20 protein-coding genes, 2 tRNA genes and 1 riboswitch are annotated in these 19831 nt (G+C 69.0%); of the genes, 14 read left to right on the forward strand and 8 right to left on the reverse strand.

Annotated features, from left to right (window positions below; all coding sequences use genetic code 11):
• The first annotated feature begins 7 nt into the window (after positions 1 to 7).
• A complete protein-coding gene (locus ABZW60_RS32475; RefSeq protein WP_355483366.1) occupies positions 8 to 850 on the forward strand; it encodes an alpha/beta hydrolase in 843 nt (280 codons plus the stop codon).
• 83 nt (positions 851 to 933) lie between these two features.
• Here ABZW60_RS32475 and ABZW60_RS32480 read toward each other — a convergent pair whose 3' ends face one another.
• The 4 genes from ABZW60_RS32480 to ABZW60_RS32495 all read right to left on the reverse strand — a co-directional run bounded on the left by ABZW60_RS32480 (position 934) and on the right by ABZW60_RS32495 (position 7079).
• On the reverse strand, positions 934 to 2022 hold the full coding sequence (locus tag ABZW60_RS32480; protein WP_355483771.1) for a ribonucleotide-diphosphate reductase subunit beta: 1089 nt from the start codon (positions 2020 to 2022) through the stop codon (positions 934 to 936).
• Positions 1983 to 4802 (reverse strand): ribonucleoside-diphosphate reductase subunit alpha, encoded by a 2820-nt coding sequence (locus ABZW60_RS32485; RefSeq protein WP_355483368.1) that lies wholly within the window; start codon positions 4800 to 4802, stop codon positions 1983 to 1985. The genes ABZW60_RS32480 and ABZW60_RS32485 overlap by 40 nt, the downstream gene beginning before the upstream one ends.
• Before the next feature lie 131 nt (positions 4803 to 4933).
• A riboswitch (cobalamin riboswitch) is annotated at positions 4934 to 5102 on the reverse strand.
• A 60-nt stretch (positions 5103 to 5162) separates the two neighbouring features.
• Complete coding sequence (locus tag ABZW60_RS32490; RefSeq protein ID WP_355483370.1) at positions 5163 to 5744, reverse strand: DinB family protein; 582 nt, start codon at positions 5742 to 5744, stop codon at positions 5163 to 5165.
• A 60-nt stretch (positions 5745 to 5804) separates the two neighbouring features.
• The gene (locus ABZW60_RS32495; protein ID WP_355483371.1) at positions 5805 to 7079 is read right to left on the reverse strand and encodes a Fic family protein; all 1275 of its coding nucleotides are present in this window, start codon (positions 7077 to 7079) and stop codon (positions 5805 to 5807) included.
• Positions 7080 to 7167: 88 nt separating this feature from the next.
• On the opposite strand from ABZW60_RS32495, the gene ABZW60_RS32500 reads away from it, so the two are divergent.
• Together ABZW60_RS32500 and ABZW60_RS32505 are read left to right on the forward strand one after the other, a co-directional pair.
• A complete protein-coding gene (locus ABZW60_RS32500) occupies positions 7168 to 7989 on the forward strand; it encodes a class I SAM-dependent methyltransferase (protein ID WP_355483373.1) in 822 nt (273 codons plus the stop codon).
• Positions 7986 to 8612, forward strand: coding sequence for a class I SAM-dependent methyltransferase (locus ABZW60_RS32505; protein WP_355483375.1), 627 nt, complete (start codon positions 7986 to 7988; stop codon positions 8610 to 8612). Before ABZW60_RS32500 ends, ABZW60_RS32505 begins: the two co-directional genes overlap by 4 nt.
• On the opposite strand, the gene ABZW60_RS32510 is transcribed toward ABZW60_RS32505, so the two are convergent.
• From ABZW60_RS32510 to ABZW60_RS32520, 3 genes are read right to left on the reverse strand one after another with little or no spacing between them, the layout of a single operon-like run.
• Complete coding sequence (locus tag ABZW60_RS32510; RefSeq protein WP_355483377.1) at positions 8599 to 8793, reverse strand: hypothetical protein; 195 nt, start codon at positions 8791 to 8793, stop codon at positions 8599 to 8601. The two genes, ABZW60_RS32505 and ABZW60_RS32510, sit on opposite strands and share 14 nt — an antisense overlap.
• Before the next feature lie 9 nt (positions 8794 to 8802).
• The gene (locus ABZW60_RS32515) at positions 8803 to 9654 is read right to left on the reverse strand and encodes a 3-methyladenine DNA glycosylase (RefSeq protein WP_355483379.1); all 852 of its coding nucleotides are present in this window, start codon (positions 9652 to 9654) and stop codon (positions 8803 to 8805) included.
• Positions 9651 to 10133 carry a GNAT family N-acetyltransferase gene (locus ABZW60_RS32520; protein WP_355483381.1) on the reverse strand — a complete coding sequence of 161 codons (483 nt, stop codon included), beginning with the start codon at positions 10131 to 10133 and terminating at the stop codon, positions 9651 to 9653. The genes ABZW60_RS32515 and ABZW60_RS32520 overlap by 4 nt, the downstream gene beginning before the upstream one ends.
• 41 nt (positions 10134 to 10174) lie before the next feature.
• Between ABZW60_RS32520 and ABZW60_RS32525 the strand changes: the two genes are divergently transcribed.
• From ABZW60_RS32525 to ABZW60_RS32575, 11 genes are all read left to right on the forward strand, one after another.
• Entirely contained in the window at positions 10175 to 10963 is a 789-nt protein-coding gene (locus tag ABZW60_RS32525) for a fumarylacetoacetate hydrolase family protein (protein WP_355483383.1), read from the forward strand.
• Positions 10956 to 12467 (forward strand): glutamate--tRNA ligase, encoded by a 1512-nt coding sequence (gene gltX / locus ABZW60_RS32530; RefSeq protein WP_355483385.1) that lies wholly within the window; start codon positions 10956 to 10958, stop codon positions 12465 to 12467. Before ABZW60_RS32525 ends, gltX begins: the two co-directional genes overlap by 8 nt.
• Complete coding sequence (locus tag ABZW60_RS32535) at positions 12464 to 13381, forward strand: type II CAAX endopeptidase family protein (RefSeq protein WP_355483386.1); 918 nt, start codon at positions 12464 to 12466, stop codon at positions 13379 to 13381. The genes gltX and ABZW60_RS32535 overlap by 4 nt, the downstream gene beginning before the upstream one ends.
• 118 nt (positions 13382 to 13499) lie before the next feature.
• Positions 13500 to 13571 (forward strand) — tRNA-Gln (locus ABZW60_RS32540).
• 78 nt (positions 13572 to 13649) lie between these two features.
• A tRNA-Glu gene (locus ABZW60_RS32545) sits at positions 13650 to 13725 on the forward strand.
• 139 nt (positions 13726 to 13864) lie between these two features.
• Positions 13865 to 15178 carry a sugar ABC transporter substrate-binding protein gene (locus ABZW60_RS32550; protein WP_355483388.1) on the forward strand — a complete coding sequence of 438 codons (1314 nt, stop codon included), beginning with the start codon at positions 13865 to 13867 and terminating at the stop codon, positions 15176 to 15178.
• Positions 15175 to 16035: a sugar ABC transporter permease gene (locus tag ABZW60_RS32555; protein WP_355483390.1), complete on the forward strand. Its 861-nt coding sequence runs from the start codon at positions 15175 to 15177 to the stop codon at positions 16033 to 16035. The genes ABZW60_RS32550 and ABZW60_RS32555 overlap by 4 nt, the downstream gene beginning before the upstream one ends.
• On the forward strand, positions 16032 to 16850 hold the full coding sequence (locus tag ABZW60_RS32560) for a carbohydrate ABC transporter permease (protein ID WP_355483392.1): 819 nt from the start codon (positions 16032 to 16034) through the stop codon (positions 16848 to 16850). Before ABZW60_RS32555 ends, ABZW60_RS32560 begins: the two co-directional genes overlap by 4 nt.
• 16 nt (positions 16851 to 16866) lie before the next feature.
• Positions 16867 to 17787, forward strand: a complete 921-nt coding sequence (locus ABZW60_RS32565) for a nucleoside hydrolase (protein ID WP_355483394.1) — start codon at positions 16867 to 16869, stop codon at positions 17785 to 17787.
• Positions 17759 to 18781, forward strand: a complete 1023-nt coding sequence (locus ABZW60_RS32570; protein WP_355483396.1) for a LacI family DNA-binding transcriptional regulator — start codon at positions 17759 to 17761, stop codon at positions 18779 to 18781. Before ABZW60_RS32565 ends, ABZW60_RS32570 begins: the two co-directional genes overlap by 29 nt.
• Positions 18782 to 18785: 4 nt before the next feature.
• Positions 18786 to 19169, forward strand: coding sequence for a VOC family protein (locus ABZW60_RS32575; protein WP_355483398.1), 384 nt, complete (start codon positions 18786 to 18788; stop codon positions 19167 to 19169).
• Between the two features lie 19 nt (positions 19170 to 19188).
• Here ABZW60_RS32575 and ABZW60_RS32580 read toward each other — a convergent pair whose 3' ends face one another.
• Positions 19189 to 19752: an HdeD family acid-resistance protein gene (locus ABZW60_RS32580; RefSeq protein WP_355483400.1), complete on the reverse strand. Its 564-nt coding sequence runs from the start codon at positions 19750 to 19752 to the stop codon at positions 19189 to 19191.
• Between the last annotated feature and the right edge of the window lie 79 nt (positions 19753 to 19831).

Genomic DNA, 19831 nt, shown 5'->3' on the forward strand with positions numbered 1-19831 from the left:
GGGATCCATGTCGCTGACCGATGGCGAACAGGCGCAGGTCGAGCAGGCCAACACATCCGGCAAGCAACCCGTGGTGTTCATTCACGGTCTCTGGCTGCTGTCCAGCAGCTGGGACCGCTGGCGCCGGCTGTTCGAGGAGAACGGCTACACCACGGTCGCGCCGGGCTGGCCGGACGATCCGGAGACGGTGGCCGAGGCCCGCGAGCACCCAGAGGTGTTCGCGCACAAGATGGTGCAGGCGGTCACCGATCACTACCTGGACGCGATCGGCCGGCTGGATCGCCGGCCTGCCGTCGTGGGGCATTCGTTCGGTGGGCTGATCGCGCAGAAGATCGCCGGCCAGGGCGCGTCGGCCGTCACGGTCGCCATCGATCCGGCCCCGGGGCGCGGGGTGCTGCCGTTGCCGCCGTCCGCGCTGAAGGCGGGTTCGCCGGTGCTGGGGAATCCGGCGAACGCGCGGCGCTCGGTGACGCTGACGTTCGAGGAGTTCACCTACGGCTGGGCGAACAACCTCGGCGAGGAGGAGGCCCGGCAGTTGTACGACGAGTTCCACGTGGCGGCGTCCGGCGTACCGATCTTCCAGGCGGCGGTGGCCAACCTGAACCCGTTCAGCGAGACCAAGGTCGACTTCAAGGCGGCGAACCGTGGACCGATCCTGCTGATCTCGGGGGAGAAGGACCACACGGTGCCGCGCGCGATGACCTACGCGGCGTACCGGCAGCACAAGAAGAACGCCGGCACCACCGAGTTCGTCGAGCTCCCGGGCCGTGGCCATTCGCTGGTGATCGACAACGGCTGGGAGGAAGTCGCCCGCACCGCGCTCGACTTCGTCCACAAACACGCCGCCTGACCGCGATACCGCGCGTGAGGTGGAAGGCCCGCGGGGCGGCGAGTTGCGCCGCGGGCCTTCCGGTCTGTGTCGGTCTCCGGGTGTCAGTCCCAGCTGAGTCCGCCGGCGGACTGGTACTCGATGACGCGGGTCTCGAAGAAGTTCTTCTCCTTCTTCAGGTCCATCACCTCTGACATCCATCCGAAGGGGTTCCGCGTTTCACCGAAGATCGGTTCGAGACCGATTTGTTCCGCTCTGCGGTCCGTGACGAAGTGCATGTACTGCTCGCAGAGGTCCGCGGTCAGGCCGAGCATGCCGTTCGGCATCGTGGCCCGGCCGTAGGCGACCTCCAGCTCGCACGCCTCGGTCAGCATCTGCCGGACCTCGGCCTGGAACGCGGTCGTCCACAGGTGCGGGTTCTCCTGTTTGATCTGGTTGATGCAGTCGATGCCGAAGTTCAGGTGGATCGACTCGTCGCGCAGGATGTACTGGTACTGCTCCGCGATGCCGACCATCTTGTTCCGCCGGCCGAGCGACAGGATCTGCGCGAACCCGGTGTAGAACCACATCCCCTCGAAGACCACGTAGAACGCGATCAGGTCCCGCAGGAACGCGGTGTCCGCCTCGGGTGTGCCGGTGCGGAAGTCCGGATCCTCCAGATGCTGGGTGTACTTGAGCGCCCACGCGTCCTTGTCGGAGATCGACGGGACCTCGCGGTACATGTTGAACAGCTCGCCCTCGTCGAGCCCGAGCGACGTGCAGATGTACTGGAAGGTGTGCGTGTGCACGGCCTCCTCGAACGCCTGGCGGAGCAGGTACTGCCGGCACTCGGGGTTGCTGAGCTGGCGGTAGACCGCGAGCACGATGTTGTTCGCGACCAGGGACTCCGCGGTGGCGAAGAACCCCAGGTTGCGCTTGAGCATCAGCCGCTCGTCGTCGGTCAGGCCGTCGCGCGACTTCCACAGCGAGATGTCGGCCTGCATCGACACCTCGGTCGGCATCCAGTGGTTGTTGCAGGCCGCGAGGTACTTCTCCCAGGCCCACGTGTACTTCAGCGGCAGCAGCTGGTTGACGTCCGCGCGGGCGTTGATCATCGCCTTGTCGGCGACCTCGACGCGGGCCGCTCCGATCGAGATCTCGTGCAGTCCGGTGGTCACTGGCAGGCCTCGCAGTCCGGGTCGTCGAGGGAGCAGACCGCTCCGGTGGGCTCGGGAACAGCAACAGAAACAGGTACGGCGTTGAGGCGGCCGTCGGTGCCTTGCAGCGTGGACTTCTCGACGTGGGTCGCTGACTGGGAACGCAGGTAATAAGTCGTCTTGAGTCCATAGCGCCAAGCTGACCGGTAAAGCTCGTCGAGCGCGCGGCCCGAGGGCTGCGCCATATAGAGGTTCAGCGACTGGGCCTGGTCGATCCACTTCTGCCGCCGCGACGCCGCCTTCACCAGCCAGTGCGGATCGATCTCGAAGGCCGTCGCGTACAACTCGCGCAGGTCCGCCGGGATCCGCTCGATCCGGGCGAGCACGCCGTCGTGGTACTTCAGGTCCGACACCATCACCTGGTCCCACAGCCCGCGGGCCTTCAGGTCGGCGACCAGGAACGGGTTCGCGACGGTGAACTCGCCGGACATGTTCGACTTCACGAACAGGTTGCTGTACGTCGGCTCGATCGACTGGCTCACGCCGCAGATGTTCGAGATCGTGGCGGTCGGCGCGATCGCCAGGACGTTCGAGTTCCGCATCCCGTCGCGGAGGACCTTCGCGCGCAGACCGTCCCAGTCGAGCTCGGTGCCGCGGTCGATGATCACGTCACCGTCGCGCGCGGTGTGCAACAGGTCCAGCGAGTCGATCGGCAGGATCCCGAGGCTCCACAGCGATCCGTCGTACGACGAGTACCGGCCGCGCTCGGCCGCCAGCTCACTCGAGGCCTCGATCGCGTAGTAGCTGATCTGCTCCATCGAGCGGTCCGCGAACTCGACCGCCGCGTCCGACGCATACGGGATGCGCAGGGCGAACAACGCGTCGGCGAACCCCATCAGGCCGAGGCCGACCGGGCGGTGCCGCTGGTTCGCCCGCTCCGACTCCGGGGTGGTGTAGAAGTTCACGTCGATGACGTTGTCGAGCATCCGCACCGCGGTCTTCACGGTGTCCCGGAGCAGGTCCGCGTCAAGACCTTCCTCGGTGAGATGCGCGACCAGGTTGACCGAGCCGAGGTTGCAGACCGCGGTCTCGTCGACGGTGGTGTTGAGGGTGATCTCGGTGCACAGGTTCGACGAGTGGACGACACCGTCGTGCTGCTGCGGCGAGCGCAGGTTGCAGGCGTCCTTGAAGGTGATCCACGGGTGCCCGGTCTCGAACAGCACGGTCAGCATCCGCCGCCACAGGTCGACGGCCTTGACCCGCTTGAACACCCGGATCTCGCCGCGGTCCGCAGCCTCCTCGTACCGCACGTAGGCCGTCGCGAACGCCGAACCGTACAGATCGTGCAGGTCCGGAACCTCGTCCGGAGAGAACAACGTCCACTCACCACCGGCCTCGACCCGCTGCATGAACAGATCCGGCACCCAGTTGGCCGTATTCATGTCATGCGTCCGCCGCCGCTCGTCCCCGGTGTTCTTCCGCAGGTCGAGAAACTCCTCGACGTCGATATGCCACGTCTCCAGATACGCACACACCGCGCCCTTGCGTCGTCCGCCTTGGTTGACGGCAACTGCCGTGTCGTTGGCTACCTTCAGGAAGGGGACGACGCCTTGGGACTCGCCGTTGGTGCCTCGGATGTGGGCGCCGATGCCGCGGACGGGGGTCCAGTCGTTGCCGAGGCCGCCGGAGTACTTGGCGAGGAGGGCGTTGTTGCGGATGCCGGTGAAGATGCCGGACAGGTCGTCGTCGACGGTGGTGAGGAAGCAGGACGACAGCTGCGGCCGCGTGGTGCCGGAGTTGAACAGGGTCGGTGTCGACGACATGAAGCGGAACGAGCTGAGCAGTTCGTAGAACTCGATCGCCCGTGCCTCGCGGTCGTCCTCGCGCAGCGCCATGCCCATCGCGACCCGGAGGAAGAACGCCTGCGGCAACTCGTACCGCACCTTGCCGAGGTGGAGCAGGTAGCGGTCGTAGAGGGTCTGCAGGCTGAGGAAGGTGAAGTTCAGATCGGCCTCGGGCTTGATCGCCGCCGCGAGCCGGCCGAGGTCGAAGCGGCCGAGCTCGGGGTCCAGTTGGCCGGCGTCGATGCCGACCTGGATGTACCGCGGGAAGTAGTCGACATAGGCGTCGGTCATGTCGGCCTGGCTGGCCCGGCGTGGCTCGCCGTGGACGCGGCCGAGTGCCTCGCGGCGGATCTGGTCCAGCAGCAGGCGCGAGGCGGCAAAGCTGTACTGCGGCTCGGTCTCGACGTACGACCGGGCGGCCATCACGAGGGCGAGCTCGACCTCGTGCTCCGCGATGCCGTCGTAGCAGGCGCCGAGGGTCTCGTCGAGGATCTGTTCGGGGTCGACGGCGTCGAGTCCGGCGGCCGCCTCGGCGACGATCACGCGGAGCCGGTCGACGTCGAGCGGGGACCGGCTGCCGTCGGCCGCGCGCACGGTCAGCGGCGGCTTCGTAGTGACGCCGGCGGCGTCGGCGGGAGTGCGGGCCTTGGTCCGCTCCTCGCGATAGAGGACGTAGGCGCGGGCGACCTGGTGCTCACCGGCGCGCATCAGCGCCAGCTCGACCTGGTCCTGGATGTCTTCGACCTGCACGCTGCGGGCGCTGGCGCCGCGGCTGGTCAGGGCGGTGACGACCCGGCCGGTCAGGTCGGTCACCAGGTCGCGGACCCGGTGCGTGGCGGCGGCCTCGGAGCCCTCGACGGCGAGGAAGGCCTTGGTCATGGCGACGGAGATCTTGGTGGCGTCGAACGGCGTGCTGCTGCCGTCCCGGCGGATGACGGTGAGCTCCGTCCGAAGCTCTGCGGTGGCCGCAGAGGATGAGGAAGCAATGGTCACAGGTGTGCGCTCCAGAAGAGTTCGGAGACCCGGGACCACGCGAGCGGACGCACGACGGGACCGGCAGCACCGGCCGGGACACTGCCGTCACGTCCGGCGACCCACCCGCGAGGTCTCGGACCGCGTGCACCGGCGGTGCACGCGCCGGTGGCAGGTATCCGGACTCGCGGGCACCGTGCGACAGCGTGTCCGCTCACCGTTGCGGGGCAGCTCCGGAGTTGCACCGGATTCCCCTGTTGCCTCGGGACGCTCAACATCTTGTGGTGCTGCTCGCCCCGAACCACCAGCAGTAGTGATGCTAGGTGGATCGGCCTACATCTTGGGGTAGCGCCACGCCGTGTGTCGCACATCTTGTGGTCCTCACGCCGCGACCGCGTAGAGGTCCTGCAGTGTCATGATCTCCGAGCCGTGGTGGATCAGCTCACGGTTCAGCCGCAGGACGACGTGCCCGAACGGCTCGGACGCGTCCAGTTCGTTCGCCTGGCTCAGGCCGATGGTCATCGCCTCGTCCTCGTCCAGGCCGGCGATCGCGTCCTGCCAGGCCTCGACCCAGTACGTCAGCCAGGCCACCGCGTCGCGGGCGTTGCCGTGCAGGGTGATGTCGTCGCGCCCCTGCTGACTCCCGCCGAACGTCCACTCCCAGCGCTCGAAGAACATCTCGGTCAGGTGCGCGATCAGCCAGGCGATCGTCCGCGGCCCGCGATGGTCCGGCTCGTTGGGCCACTGTGCCACCCACTCGCCGGAGCCGAGCGGCCGGAACTGCCCGGTGTAATGCCGCCGGACGACGGTGAGCGCCTCACTGCTCGGACGCCAGAAGTACTGCTCGTCGGTCAGTTGGGCGAGGCGGCCGGACAGCACCATCCAGCTGAAGCCGAGCTGTCCGCGGACCATGGCCATCGCCGACGGCCGGTGCAGGATGTCCCAGTCGAACGCCTCCGGCATCACAACTCCCCTGTACGGTCGAACATATGTTCGAATTCTTGCTCGATCGCGCCCGGAAAGTCAAACCTCCTTGTGTGTCGGTCCTGGCCTCGACGGAACCGGTCTGCTAGGCGCCTCGATCCGCGTGTCCGCGGCCGGACTCGCGAACCGGCGCTCCAGCAGTGTGAAGGCGTCGATCAGTTCCGGTGCCTCGTAGACGCGGTTGCGGCGCCCGTCCGTGATCTCACGCAGGATGCCCGTCTCGACCAGCCGGGCCAGGCCCTGGTTGGCCGCCTGCTGGGAGCGGTCGATGAGCTGGGCCGCGGCTGCGAGCGTCAGGACCGGCGCGGCCGGCAACGCCTCGATCAGCAACTCGGCCGCCGAGCCGGCCCGCACCGGAGCCGCGCGCTCCCGCCACGCAGCCTTCAGATCGGCGGCGGTCTGCTCGAAGCGAGCGGCCTCGGCGGTCGCGTGCGTGCAGGCGGTCGCGAACATCCGCAACCACGGGTTCGCGGCCGCGCGGGCCTTCGCGGTCGTCGCGCGTCCGACGTACCGGAAGGCGGTCAGGGTGTCGACGTACTGCGCGGCGTGCGTGGCAAGTGCGAGCGAGACGGGCGGCACGGTGCGCGTGACCAGGCCGTCGGCGCGCAGGATCAGGTGGATCAGTGCGCGGCCGGTCCGGCCGTTGCCGTCGGCGAACGGGTGGATCGTCTCGAACTGCGCGTGGGCGATCGCGGTCTTGGCCAGCACCGGCAGCGGGGACTCGCGGACGAACGTCATCAGGTCCGCGAGCAGGTCCGGGATCAGCTGGGCCGGCGGCGGCACGTAGTACGCCTCGGCGGGGGAGCGGCCGCCGATCCAGTTCTGCAGGTAGCGGATCTCGCCGCCGTACTCCGGGTTCGGCGACTGCGCCATCAGCCGGCGATGCGCCTCGAGCAGGTGGTCGACCTCGAGCTTGTCGCCGGCCTGGACGGACTCGGTCACCCAGGTCATCGCGTCGACCGCGCCGAGGACCTCCTCGGCGGTCACGTCGTGCACGCGGTCCCGCAGCACGTCGGCCTTCAGCAGCCGGCGCGCGCCGACCACGAGGCCTTCGATGTGGGACGACCCGACCGCCTCGGCGCGCAGCAGCAACCGCGCCAGCGCCTCGCTGTTGGTCAGCACGGCGGCGGTCGCGTCGAGCCGGGCCAGGTCACCGGCGGCGTCCTCGAGCAGTGCCAGGACGTCGTCACTCAGGTCGAACTCGCGCCCGACCAGCGCGTCCGGGAAGTACAGCTCGTACGAACCGCCCAGGCGCTCCGCCCGGGTGAACCCGTCGGGGTGCCCGGGCCAGCGGTGCAACTCGACCCGTGCCATGGTCTTATTCAAGCTTATCCACAAACCTTGAACAAGGGCTGTGGATAAATCACCCGCCTGAACCCCGGAATTCGGCACACTGCTCGGTGTGACCCTGGATGCGCAGACGCAGCGGATGGTGGCCGCCAACGAAGCCGACTGGAACGCTCGCGCGCCGCTGCATGCGGCCAGCGACTTCTACGACCGGCCCGCGGATTTCTGGTTCGCGGACTACGAGTGGGCGGATCTCGGCCCGCTCGACGGTCGTGACGTCCTGCATCTGCAGTGCCATCTGGGCACCGAGACGATCGAGTTCGCCCGCCGGGGCGCGCGCACCAGCGGACTGGACCTGTCGGAGAAGTCGCTCGAGGCAGCCCGGGAGATCGCGACCGAGGCAGGCGTCGAGGTCGACTACCTGCACGCCGACGTGTACGACGCTGTGCGCGCGGTCGGCGGCCGGCGGTTCGACGTGGTCTACACCGGCAAGGGTGCGCTCTGCTACCTGCCGGACCTGCAGCAGTGGGCCGAGGTCGTCCGTGAGTTGCTGAAGCCTGGCGGCGTCCTCTACATCGTCGAGTTCCACCCGCTGCTCAACTCGCTCCGCGAGGTCTCCCTCCCGGGCGAGTCCGACGAACTGGTCCTCCGCGCCGACTACCTGGAGGGGCGCGGCCCGATCGCGCACGACTCCACCGTCACGTATACCGGTGACGAGGTGCCAGGCCGCCAGACCAGCTACGAATGGCGCCACGGCCTCGGCGAGATCGTCACCACGCTCGCCGGTGCCGGCTTCCGGATCACCGGCCTACGCGAGTCCGAGGTGCTGCCGTGGCCTCGCTGGGCAGCGATGCGGCAAACCCCGGACGGCTGGTGGCGCCTGCCGGACGATGCGCCGCGCATCCCGCTGTTCTTCGCGCTGAAGGCGATCCGATGAGCCGCGCGGACCGTGAGCAGGACCTGATCACCTACTACAGCGGCGAGATCCACGCCCGCGTCGGCCGGGACCTGCCGGAGCCGCGAGTCGAACGACGTACGGCGTACCTCGACCAGCTCCGCGCAGAAGGCCGCGACACCGTCCTGGAGGTCGGCTGCGGCCCCGGCCGCGACGGCGAGGCGATCGCGGCGGCCGGCTTCACCTACACCGGCGTCGACCTGTCCCCGGCGAGCGTCGAGGCCTGCCGCGCGCTCGGCCTGCACGCGGAGGCCGCGTCGGTCCTCGACCTGCCGTTCGGCGACGCGTCGTTCGACGCCGGCTGGACCATGAGCACCTTGCTGCACGTGGCGGACCAGGACCTCGATCAAGCTCTGCGCGAGATCGTCCGGGTGCTCCGCCCGGGCGCACCGCTGGCCATCGGCCTCTGGGGCGACATCAGCAGCGGCGAGCACGTGTGGGACGACGGCAAGGGCTACGGCCCCGGCCGCTTCTTCAGCATCCGCAGCGACGAGGACATGCAGGAGGTCCTCGGCCGACATGGCGATCTGGAGCAGTGGACAACCTGGAACGACGGCGGCGCCATGCACTACCAATGGGCCGTGCTCCGGGTCAGCGCTTCCTAGGGCCGCGGAGCGCCACGTAGAGCAAGGAGACGCCGAACGCGGCGACGATCGGGCCGACGGTGGCCCAGAGGGTGCTGCCGGTCATCGAGCTGCCCTTGAGGTAGCCGAGACCCTGGAACGTCCAGACGCCGCCGATCGCGATGAGCAGTACGGCGAACGCGATGGCGACGATCTTTCCCATGCAGGGAGGTTAGCCGAGCAGGTCGTCGCAGAGGTCGACGAGTTGGCGGCGGAGCGGGCGGGCACGATCGGCGAAGGAGCGCTGGGCGGCGGTGTACTCCGCCTTGCCGTCAGGCGTCTCGATCCGCACGGGGGAGTAGCCGAGCGGCTGCAGGTCGTACGGCGAGGCGCGCATGTCCAGCGTGCGGATGTCGCGGGCCAGCTCGAAGCACGACAGCACCAACGCGCTCGGCGTGAACGGCATCAGCTTGCTCGCCCACTTGTAGAGGTCCATGTTCGCGTGCAGGCAGCCGCCCTGCTCCAGTGCCGGCTGCGACTCACGCGTGGGCTGCAGGGTGTTCAGCGGACGCGCGGAGTCGGTGAAGAACCGGAACGCGTCGAAGTGCGAGCAGCCGATCTTGTGCGACTCGACGACCTGATCGGTGCCCTCGGCACCTAGCCGCAGCGGCCAGGAAGCGTGCCGTACGTCGGGAGTGCGGTAGACCATCGCCCACTCGTGCAGGCCGAAACAGCCGAACTGGGCCTGGCGGTCGAGCGTCGACGCGAGCAGCTTGCGGATCCAGGCGATGCTGTCCGCGCGGCGTTCGATCTCGGCGGGATCCAGCGTCGCGGCCCCGTCGACCAGCCGGTAGCCGCGACGATCGCCGTACGACGCGGCGTCTTCCAGACGGACGCCCGGGCCCGGATGCCACACCCTGAGCTGGTTCGGACGGGTCGGGTAATAGGTGAAGAGGAAGTCCTCGACGGGATGGGCTTCGCGGCGCTTCCGCCGGGCGAGATGGCCCGCCAGCGAGGCGTCGACCCGGCGGGCGTGGTCCTCGGCGTACGACGACCACTCGGCAAACTCCAGCGTGACGGTCATAGGTCCAGGGCGAAGGCGTACAGATCGACGCCCGGGATGGGGGCCCAGTCACGCTCCGGAAGGCGGGTGAAGCCCAGGTGCTCGTAGATCCGGTGGGCGGCCGTCATGTAGGTGGCGCTGCTCATCACGATCCGCCGGTGGCCGAACTCGCGGGCGCGCTCGACGCAACGCTGTGTCAGCGCCGTACCGATCCCCAGCCCGCGGGCGCGGCCGGCGACGCCGAGCATGCGGAACTCGCCTTCGTCGTCGAGGCCGATCTCGCGGTAGACCGAGCCGACAGGACAGTAGGTCACGGTGCCCAGCAGGCCGGAGGCGTCCACGGCGACCCACAGCTCCGCCTTCGCGGCGCGGTCCGCGGCGGCACGCAGCGTCATCGCGTACTCACCGCGGACGAAGCCGTCGTGTGAATACGCCTCCACGGTCAGGTCGCCGACGGCGTCGTACTCCGAGGGAACGGCCTGGCGGATCTCCACAGTCACCGGATAACTGTCTCATCCTGGGGCGACGGTAGGCTCGGCCCGTGCGTATCGCCAGATTCTCCGTGGACGACGAGCCGAAGTACGGCGTCGTCGAGACCGACGACCCCGAAGGGCTCGTCGGCACCGTCAACGTTCTCGACTCGGACCCGCTCTACCGGTCGGCGCAGTTCACCGGGGAGAAGCTGCAGCTCGCGGACGTCCGCCTGCTGGCGCCGGTGATCCCGCGCAGCAAGGTGGTCTGCGTCGGCCGCAACTACGCGGCGCACGCCGAGGAGCTCGGCAACGACGTGCCGAAGGAGCCGCTGATCTTCCTGAAGCCGAACACCAGCGTGATCGGCCCGCGGGACGGCATCGTCTATCCGGAGCAGACCAACGACCTGCATTTCGAGGGCGAGCTGGCGATCGTGATCGGCCGGATCTGCCGGGACCTGCCCAAGGAGCGGGTCAACGAGGTGATCTTCGGCTACACGATCGCGAACGACGTGACCGCGCGTGACCTGCAGAAGAGCGACGGGCAGTGGGCCCGGGCCAAGGGGTTCGACACGTTCTGCCCGCTCGGCCCGTGGATCAGCACCGAGTTCGACGCGTCCGACGTGCGGGTCAGCACCGAGCTGAACGGCGAGCCCAAGCAGGACGGGCGGACGTCGCAGTTCATCTTCGACATCCCCGAGGTGCTGGCCTACATCACCTCGTTCACCACGCTGCTGCCCGGTGACGTCGTGCTCACCGGGACGCCGGCGGGCGTCGGCCCGATGCTGCCGGGCGACGAGGTCTCGGTCAGCGTCGAAGGTATCGGAACCCTGACGAACAAGGTGATCGTGCGTGACTGACGCCGTGCTTGGCGACCTCGAGCCGCACGAGGTGCGGGTCCGGTTCCCACCGTCGCCGACGGGGCTGCTGACCGTCGGCAACATCCGCAGCGCACTGTTCAACTGGGCGTTCGCCCGGCACTTCGGCGGCAAGCTGGTGCTCCGGATCGAGGACACCGACACCTCCCGGAACACCGAGGAGGGCTACCGCTACACCTACGACGCGCTGCGCTGGCTCGGCCTGACCTGGGACGAGGGCCCCGAGGCCGGCGGTGACTTCGGCCCGTACCTGCAGTCCGAGCGGATGGAGCTGTACGCCGACGTCGTCGCGAAGCTGATGGCCGCGGGCAGGGCGTACCACTGCTACTGCTCGCAGGAGGAGCTCGACCAGCGCCGGGAGGCGGCTCGCACGGCCGGCCAGCACAGCGGGTACGACGGCCACTGCCGCGACCTCACACCCGAGCGCGTGCAGGCGTACGTCGACGAAGGCCGCCGTCCCGTGGTGCGGCTGCGGATGCCGGACCACCCGATCGTGTTCGACGACCTGGTCCGCGGCGAGATCACGTTCCTCCCGGAGAACCTCGGCGACTACGTCCTGGTCCGGGCGAACGGCTACCCGCTCTACCCGTTGGTGAACCCGGTCGACGACGCGCTGATGGAGATCACCCACGTGCTGCGCGGCGAGGACCTGCTGCCGTCCACGCCGCGCCAGATCGCGCTGTACGAGGCGCTCGCGGACATCGGTGTCGGCAGCGGCCGCACGCCCCGCTTCGGTCACCTGCCGTTCGTGATGGGCGAGGGCAACAAGCGGCTGTCCAAGCGGGACAAGGGATCCGGCCTGACGGAGTACGTCGACCGCGGATTCCTGCCCGAGGGCCTGCTGAACTACCTGGCGCTGCTCGGCTGGTCGATCGCCGAGGACCGCGACGTGTTCACGATGGCGGAGATGGTCGAGGCGTTCGACATCCGCAAGGTGAACTCGAACGCGGCCCGCTTCGACCCGAAGAAGTGCGAGGCGATCAACGCCGCCCACATGCGGCTGCTCCCGCAGGACGAGTTCGCGCGGCGGATGATCCCGTTCCTGGCCGCGGCCGGGGTGCTGCCGGCGGAGCCGTCCGAGGATCAGCTCGCCGTGCTGCGGGCCGCCGTACCGCTCGTGCAGGAGCGGATGGCCACGCTGTCGGAGTCCGACGAGATGCTCGGGTTCCTGTTCGTCGACGAGGACGCGTTCAGGCTCGACCCGGACGCGGCCGCGAAGGTGCTGAGCGGCGACGCGGACGCCGTCCTGGACGCGTCGGTGAAGGCCCTGTCCGAGGTGGCGGACTGGACCACCGAGGCGATCGAGGCGGCGCTGCGGGCGTCGCTGATCGACGGGCTCGGGCTCAAGCCGAAGAACGCGTTCGGCCCGGTCCGGGTGGCGATCTCCGGCCGCCGGATCTCGCCGCCGCTGTTCGAGTCGCTGGAGCTGCTCGGCCGGGAGAAGTCCCTGCACCGCCTCGAGCGCGCCCGCCGTACGACGTCATGAACGAGAAGACCGGCCTGACGCCGTACCAGCGGCTGCTCAAGAACGACGTCACCCCGCGCTCGTACGTCGTGCTGGGCGCCTTCACGATCCTCGTCGGCTGGATGATCTCGGGCATCGTCATCCTGGGCGTGCAGATGGCGATCCGCGAGGACCCGCCCGGGACACTGTCCTGGTTCGGGTTGCTGGCCACGAATCTGACGCTGATCCCGCTGATCCCGCTGTCGGTGTACGTCGCCCGCGGGCTGAACAAGCAGACGCCGGGCCTGCTGGCGTCGGTGGTCGGCCGGATCCGGTGGCGGCCGCTGGCCTGGTTCGCCGTCGTCGCGGTCGTCCTCGAGCTGATCTCGTTCGCGGTCATCGAGCTGGGGAACGTGCCGCTGGCCACCGGCGAACGCCACGGCGGCGGCATGGCGCCGGACGCGATCGCGGTCATCGCGGTCACACTGCTGACCTCGCCGATCCAGGCCGCGGGGGAGGAGTACTACTTCCGCGGGTATCTGCTGCAGGCCGTCGGGGCGTACGCCCGGAGCTGGGTGGTGGCCGTGCTCGTCACCGGGCTGCTGTTCACCGCCGCGCACGGGATCTGGCCGTGGCAGAGCCCGGCGCTGTTCGTGGACCGCCTCGCCTTCGGTCTGGTCGCCGGCCTGCTCGTCGTCCGCACCGGCGGCCTGGAGGCCGGCATCGCGTCGCATGCGGCGAACAACGTGGTGACGTTCGTGTTCGCGGCGTTCACCGACACCGTCGGGGCGAGCCTCGGGGTGAAGGACGCGCCCTGGCCGCTGGTCACGATCGACGTGCTGAAGTTCGCGGCGTTCGGCGCGATCGCGCTGTGGATGAGCGGGCGGATGAAACTCGAGAACCGCTCCGAGCTGCCGTTGAGTGCCCTGTCGGTGGGCGGTCCGCGACAGGTGTGACGGGAGTGACAACGCGCCGGAGGGGGCCCGTTTTGCTGTCGGGTCCCTGCCTCGGGTAAGCTCTCCGAGCCGGGTTGATGAGGGCGGAAACGAACTCCTCGACTCAGTGAAATGCCTTTGGGGTATGGGGTAATTGGCAGCCCGTCTGATTCTGGTTCAGTTAGTCTAGGTTCGAGTCCTAGTACCCCAGCGGATTGGACCGCACCGATGAAAATCGGTAGAGTTCAACCTCGTTGCCCGGGCCGCAAAGCCCGGACGACACACCTCTGGCCCCGTTGTGTAGCGGCCTAGCACGCCGCCCTCTCAAGGCGGTAGCGCGGGTTCGAATCCCGTCGGGGCTACCAGAGTAGAAGGCCCCCGTCCTCCCGGACGGGGGCCTTCGTCGTTCCCGGACCCCGTCGCCGGCAACTGCTGGACACTCCCAGGTCTAAGCGCTTAGAGTCTAAGCGCTTAGACCTCTCCTGGACCCGAAAGGGGATCGCTGTGCGGCGGAACCTCTTCGCTCTTCCGGCCGCGGCGGTTGCCGCGGCCCTGCTGCTCGCCGGTTGCGGCGGTTCGTCCGACGGCCCGGCCGGCACCGGCGCGACGGCCGACCCCGGTCCGGCGACCGGGACGATCACGTTCACCGGGACCGACAACGCCGAGACCTACCAGCCCGTGATCAAGGCCTTCGAGGCGAAGAACCCCGGGATCAAGGTGACCTACACCCAGATCCCGTTCGACCAGTTCAACGCGACCATGCAGCAGCGGCTGAGCGCGAAGGACGCCGGGATCGACGTCTACACCGTCGACGAGCCGCGCGTCTCGCAGCTGGCCGCCAAGGGCTTCCTCACCGATCTGAGCGACCTCGACGACCAGGTGAAGACCAAGTTCAGCGCCACGGCGTACAAGACCAACCACTTCCGCGACAAGCTCTGGTCGTTGCCGATGTGGAACTCGACGCAGTTCCTCTTCTACAACAGGACCGCGCTCGCCAAGGCGAAGGTGACCCCGCCGACCGCGGACCCGCAGCAGCGCTGGACCTGGGAGCAGGTCGAGGCCGCCGGCCGCAAGGCGATGCAGGCGGGCGGCACGAAGTACGGCCTGTTCTTGGAGCAGCCCGAGGCGTACTACCAGCTGCAGCCGCTGGCCGAGTCCCTCGGCGGCGGATCCGGGATCGAGGGCGACGACGCCCTCACCCCGGCGGTCGAGACCGACGGCTGGAAGAAGGCCATGCAGTGGTACGGCGCCACGTTCGCGAGCGGACTGTCGCCGCGCGGCATCGGCGGGTTCCAGACCGGACCGGTGTTCGCCGCGGGTGACGTCGCCTTCTTCGTCGGCGGGCCGTGGGACCTGAAGATCTTCGGCAGCTCGAAGATCGACTGGGGCGTCGCCCCGCTGCCGTACTTCCAGGGCGGCAAGCCGGTCACCCCGACCGGTTCCTGGTCGCTCGGCGTCAACCCGGCGTCGAAGCAGCAGGGGATGGCGCGCAAGTTCGTCGAGTTCGCCACGCTGGACCCGGCCGGCAACCTGGCCACCACGAGTACGACCACGATCATCCCGGCGAACCTCGAGGCCCAGAAGCAGTACACACCGCAGATGGACACGTTCTCCGGTGCGAAGACGGCCGGTGCGGCGGCGATCACGGCGTACGAGAGTGAGCACACCGCGGTGTCGCGGCCGGTCAGCGTCGGGTACATCCAGTTCGAGGAGGTCATGGGCAAGGCGTTCGCGGACATCCGCAACGGGACCGATCCGAACGCGCGGTTGCAGGAGGCGACCCGGCAGCTGACCGACGCCTGGAAGTCCATTAAGTGAGGCAACGGCAAGGGCTGATCGCTCTCGCGTTCCTGGCGCCTGCGCTGGTGTGCCTCGCCGTCCTGCGGATCGTCCCGGCGATCTCGGCGGTGGTCGAGAGCTTCTACACCGAGAGCCTGCTGCGCGGCGGCCGGGTGTTCGCGGGCCTGGGCAACTACACGGACCTGCTGTCGAACAAGGACTTCCGGCAGTCGGTCGGCGTGACGCTGCTGTTCACCGTGCTGGTGAACCCGATCCAGGTCGCGGTCTCGTTCCTGCTCGCGGTCCTCTTCACCCAGAGGGCCGCGGGCGCCCGGCTGTGGCGCACCCTGGTGATCCTGCCGATCGCCACCCCGCCTGCGGTGTCGGCAGTGATCTGGAGCGTCATCTACCGGCCGGACGGCCTCGCGAACGGCGTACTGGAACGGCTGGGCCTCCCGGCGCAGCCGTTCCTCACCTCCCCGAGTCAGGTGCTGCCGTCGCTGATTGTCCTGCTGTCCTGGATCGGCGTCGGGTACTGGATGCTGTTCCTGATCGCGGGCATCCAAGAGATCCCGGTCGAGGTCCGCGAAGCCGCGCTCCTGGACGGCGCCGGACCGTGGCGCCGGATGGTGTCCGTCGTGCTTCCGCTGGTCCGCCGGCCGCTCGCGTTCGTCCTGGTCGCCGACACGGTCTCGAACCTGCTCGTGTTCGCGCCGGTGCAGATCCTCACCAAGGGCGGCCCGAACGGCAACAGCAACCTGCTGATGTACGACGTGTACAGCCGCGCCTACGCGATCGGCGACATCCACGTCGCACAGGCCGAGGTCGTCATCCTGGTCGCGCTGACGCTGGCGATCGTGGCCGGGCAGTTCCGTCTGCTGCGGGGTGACCAGTGAAGCGGGCCAGTCTCTCGGTGCTCGGCGGGGTCGTCGGCATCCTGTTCTTCCTGCCGCTGCTGTGGGTGGTGACGAACTCGTTGCGCCCGGGCTCGGAGACGTTCGCCAACCTCAATCCGCTGTCCTGGCAGACGTTCCTCGAGCTCCGCCCGACCCTCACCAACTACGCGTCCTTGCTGGACAGCGCGATCGGGCGCGCGACGCTGAACTCGATCCTGGTCAGCGCGGCCACGGTCGTCCTCGGGCTCGCGGTCTGCGCCACCGCGGCGTTCGGGCTCGCGGCGTTCGAGTTCCGCGGCCGCGGGCTGGTGTTCGGCATCGTGGTGCTGAGCTTCCTGGTGCCGTTCGACGCGATCGCGATCCCGCTGTCCACGATGTTCCGGGACTGGCAGCTGACGAACACCTTCGCGGGGCTGGTGCTGCCGGGGATCGGCAACGGGATGGCGATCTTCCTGCTCCGGCAGTTCTTCCTCGGCATCCCGGCCGAGCTGGTCGAGGCGGGGCGGCTCGACGGGCTGGGCTGGTTCGGGGTGTTCCGCTGGATCTACCTGCCGCTGTCGAAGCCCGCGCTGATCGGCGCCGGGCTGATGCTGTTCCTGTTCCAGTGGCAGGCCTACGTCTGGCCGCTGCTGATCGGCACCGACGCGCGCCACATCCTCGGCCCGGTGGCGCTGTCCAACCTGCAGGGCCAGAACTTCACCGACTACGGTCTCGTGTTCGCGGGCGCCGTCGTCCTCACCGTCATCCCGCTGGTGGTCATCGCCGGCTTCCAGCGGTACTTCGTCCAGTCCGTGTCCAGCACCGGACTCAAGTAAGGAGATCCCACGATCCATGCAGCGATCCCTCATTCTCGACACCGATATCGGCTCCGACGTCGACGACGCGATGGCGCTCGCCCAGATCCTGGGCAGCCCGGACCTCAGCCTGCTCGAGGTCCACACCGTGTACGGCGACACGCGGCTGCGGGCCCGGCTGGCCCGCAGGTACGGCGTCCTCGCCGGGCGCGACCTGGACGTCGTCCCCGGTCTCGCCGAACCGTTGTCGGGCCGGGAGGTCTGGTGGGCCGGGCACGAGGGCACGCTGCACGGCGACCTGTCGCGGGAGACCGTCAGCGCCGGCAGCGCGCCCGAGCGTCTGGTCGCGCGGCTGCGTGAGCAACCTGGTGAGCTCGACGTCGCCGCGATCGGCCCGCTGACGAACCTGGCCGCGGCGCTGGCTCTCGAACCCGAGGCGGCGCGGTGGATCCGGCACCTGTGGGTGATGGGCGGGTCCTTCGGTGACGACAAGGCGGAGCACAACTTCAAGTCCGACGACGTCGCCGCGCAGGCCGTGCTGAACGCGGGGATCCCGACGACCGTCACCGGATTGGAGATCACCCAGCAGGTCACGATCGGGGCGGCGCTGCTGGAGCGGATCCGCGGTGCGGGTTCGCTCGGGGCGGCTCTGGGTGCGGATATCGAGCAGTGGTGGGCGTTCTGGAGCGAGACGTGGAACGTGCCGCACGATCCGGTGGCGGTACTGGCTCTGAGTCGCCCGGAACTGTTCACCTTCTCCGAGGTGGGCTCCGTTTCCGTTGCGGTCGGCGGCGAGGGGGCCGGGCGGAGCACGTTCTCTGCGGATCCCGGCGGGACCGTGCGGATCGTGACCGGCGTCGACGCGGAGCGGGTGGCCGAGGAGATCACGGCCCGGATCGTGGCCGGGGGAACGGCTTACGCTGTGCAGCGTGGGGAGATCGATGGCGACGGCGCGTGACGTCGCGGAGCGGGCCGGTACGTCGACCGCGGTCGTCAGCTACGTCTTCAACAACGGCCCCCGGCCTGTGTCGGCGGAAACCCGCCGGCGCGTGCTCGAGGCCGCGGCCGAGCTGGACTACCGGCCGAACATTCTCGCCCGCGCGCTCAGCGCCGGCCGCACGTACTCGCTCGGCCTGCTGATCCCGCAGATCCGGAACCCGTACTTCGCCACGCTCGCCGAGCACCTGGAGAGCTACGCGCGCCGGCACGACCACCTGCTGCTGATCGGCGACTCGGCCGGCGACCCCGAGCAGGAGTCGGCGCACATCGGCTCGTTCATCGAGCGCAAGGTCGACGGCGTGGTGCTCGTCTCGTTGCTCGTCGAGCCGGCGATCCAGCGGTTCGCGGCGGCCGGCGTACCGGTGGTCGCGCTGCATCCGGTGCCCGACGGCGTGACGGTGTCCACGCTCTCGATCGACTACGTCGCGGGTGCGCGGGCGTCGGCGGATCACCTGCTGTCCCACGGCTACCGGACCCTCGGCGTGGTCACCGGCCCCGCGGAATCGCCCGGTACGGCGGAACACCGCAGCGGTATCGAGCGCGCGCTGAAGGCGCATCCGCGGGCCTCCGCGCGGTACGTTGCCGCGCCCGTGTCGCGGTTCGCCGCGCGGGACGCCGTACGGCCGTGGTTCGAGCAGAAGCGGCCGCCGCGGGCGATCTACTGCTCGACGGACGAGCAGGCCTTCGGCGTCCTGTTCGCGGCCTGGGAGGCCGGACTGCGGGTGCCGGAGGACGTGGCGGTGATGGGCTTCGACGGCACCAGCGAGTGCACGGTGACGATCCCGCCGCTGGCCAGCGTGCGGCAGCCGATCGAGGAGACCGCGCGCCGGGCCGTCGAACTGTTGCTCGACCGCACCGATCCGCCGGCCGCGCGGCACGTCCTCGACTACGAGCTGGTTCCCAGCACGTCGTGCGGCTGTTCAGAAACACCTGCGACCCGAGAAGTACGCTGAGGCCATGGCCGTCGAGTTCAATCACACGATCGTGAACTGCACCGATAAGGTTGCGTCGGCGCGCTTCCTCGCGGAGATCCTCGGGCTCGGCGAACCGGCGAGCTACGGGCCGTTCGCCGTGGTGCAGCTGGGGAACGGCACCTCGCTGGATTTCGCCGACGCGCAGGGACAGCCGCACCGGCAGCACTACGCGTTCCTCGTCGGTGAGGAGGAGTTCGACCAGATCCACGCCCGGATCGTCGAGCGCGGACTCACCTATTGGGCCGACCCGTTCCACCGCCGCGAGGGTGAGATCAATACCAACGACGGTGGTCGGGGTCTCTACTGGAACGATCCCGACGGACACAACCTCGAGATCATCACGGTGCCGTACGGCGGGGCTGTCTGACCCCGCCGCGCGACTGCGGTCAGGCGGGGGACGGACTGGCGTGAGCCGGACCTGAGCTCGCGCGCCGGACCGACAGGGCGACAGCGATGAGCACGACGCCCCAGATGAGTGCTGTGATGCCCAGCAGGACGGCGATGCCGACCGCGCCCGCACCGGGGTTGGCGGCGAACAGGATGCCGATGAACAGCGACAGCAGGCCGCTGACGACCAGCAGCCAGCGCGGCATCACCTGCTGACTGCTGAAGGCGCCGACGAGCTCGAAGATGCCGCGGATGATCAGCCAGATCCCGAGGATCCAGGTCAGCGCCTTGGCGGTCAGGCCCGGACTGGTGATCGCGAAGAATGCCGCGAGCAGGGCGATCACACCGAGCGCGACCAGCCACAGCCGGCTGCCTCGCGACTCCGGCTGGAAGGCCTGGGCGATCGACCCGATCCCGTCGACGAGGGCCCAGAACCCCCACAGCAGCGCCAGTGCGACCGCCGTCTCGATCGGCCAGACGATCGCGAGAATCCCGAACACGATGCCGATCGCACCGCGCACCAGCAACATCTTCCACCCGAGAGTCAGCCAGTCCCGCTCCATGTCGGACCTCCTTGTGGGCTAGTCCCCTCATGGTGATCCGGCTGGGCGCCTCACCGCAATGACCGGCCTACTGTGGGTG

The sequence above is a fragment of the Kribbella sp. NPDC003557 genome, assembly GCF_040610805.1.
Taxonomy (GTDB): Bacteria; Actinomycetota; Actinomycetes; order Propionibacteriales; family Kribbellaceae; genus Kribbella.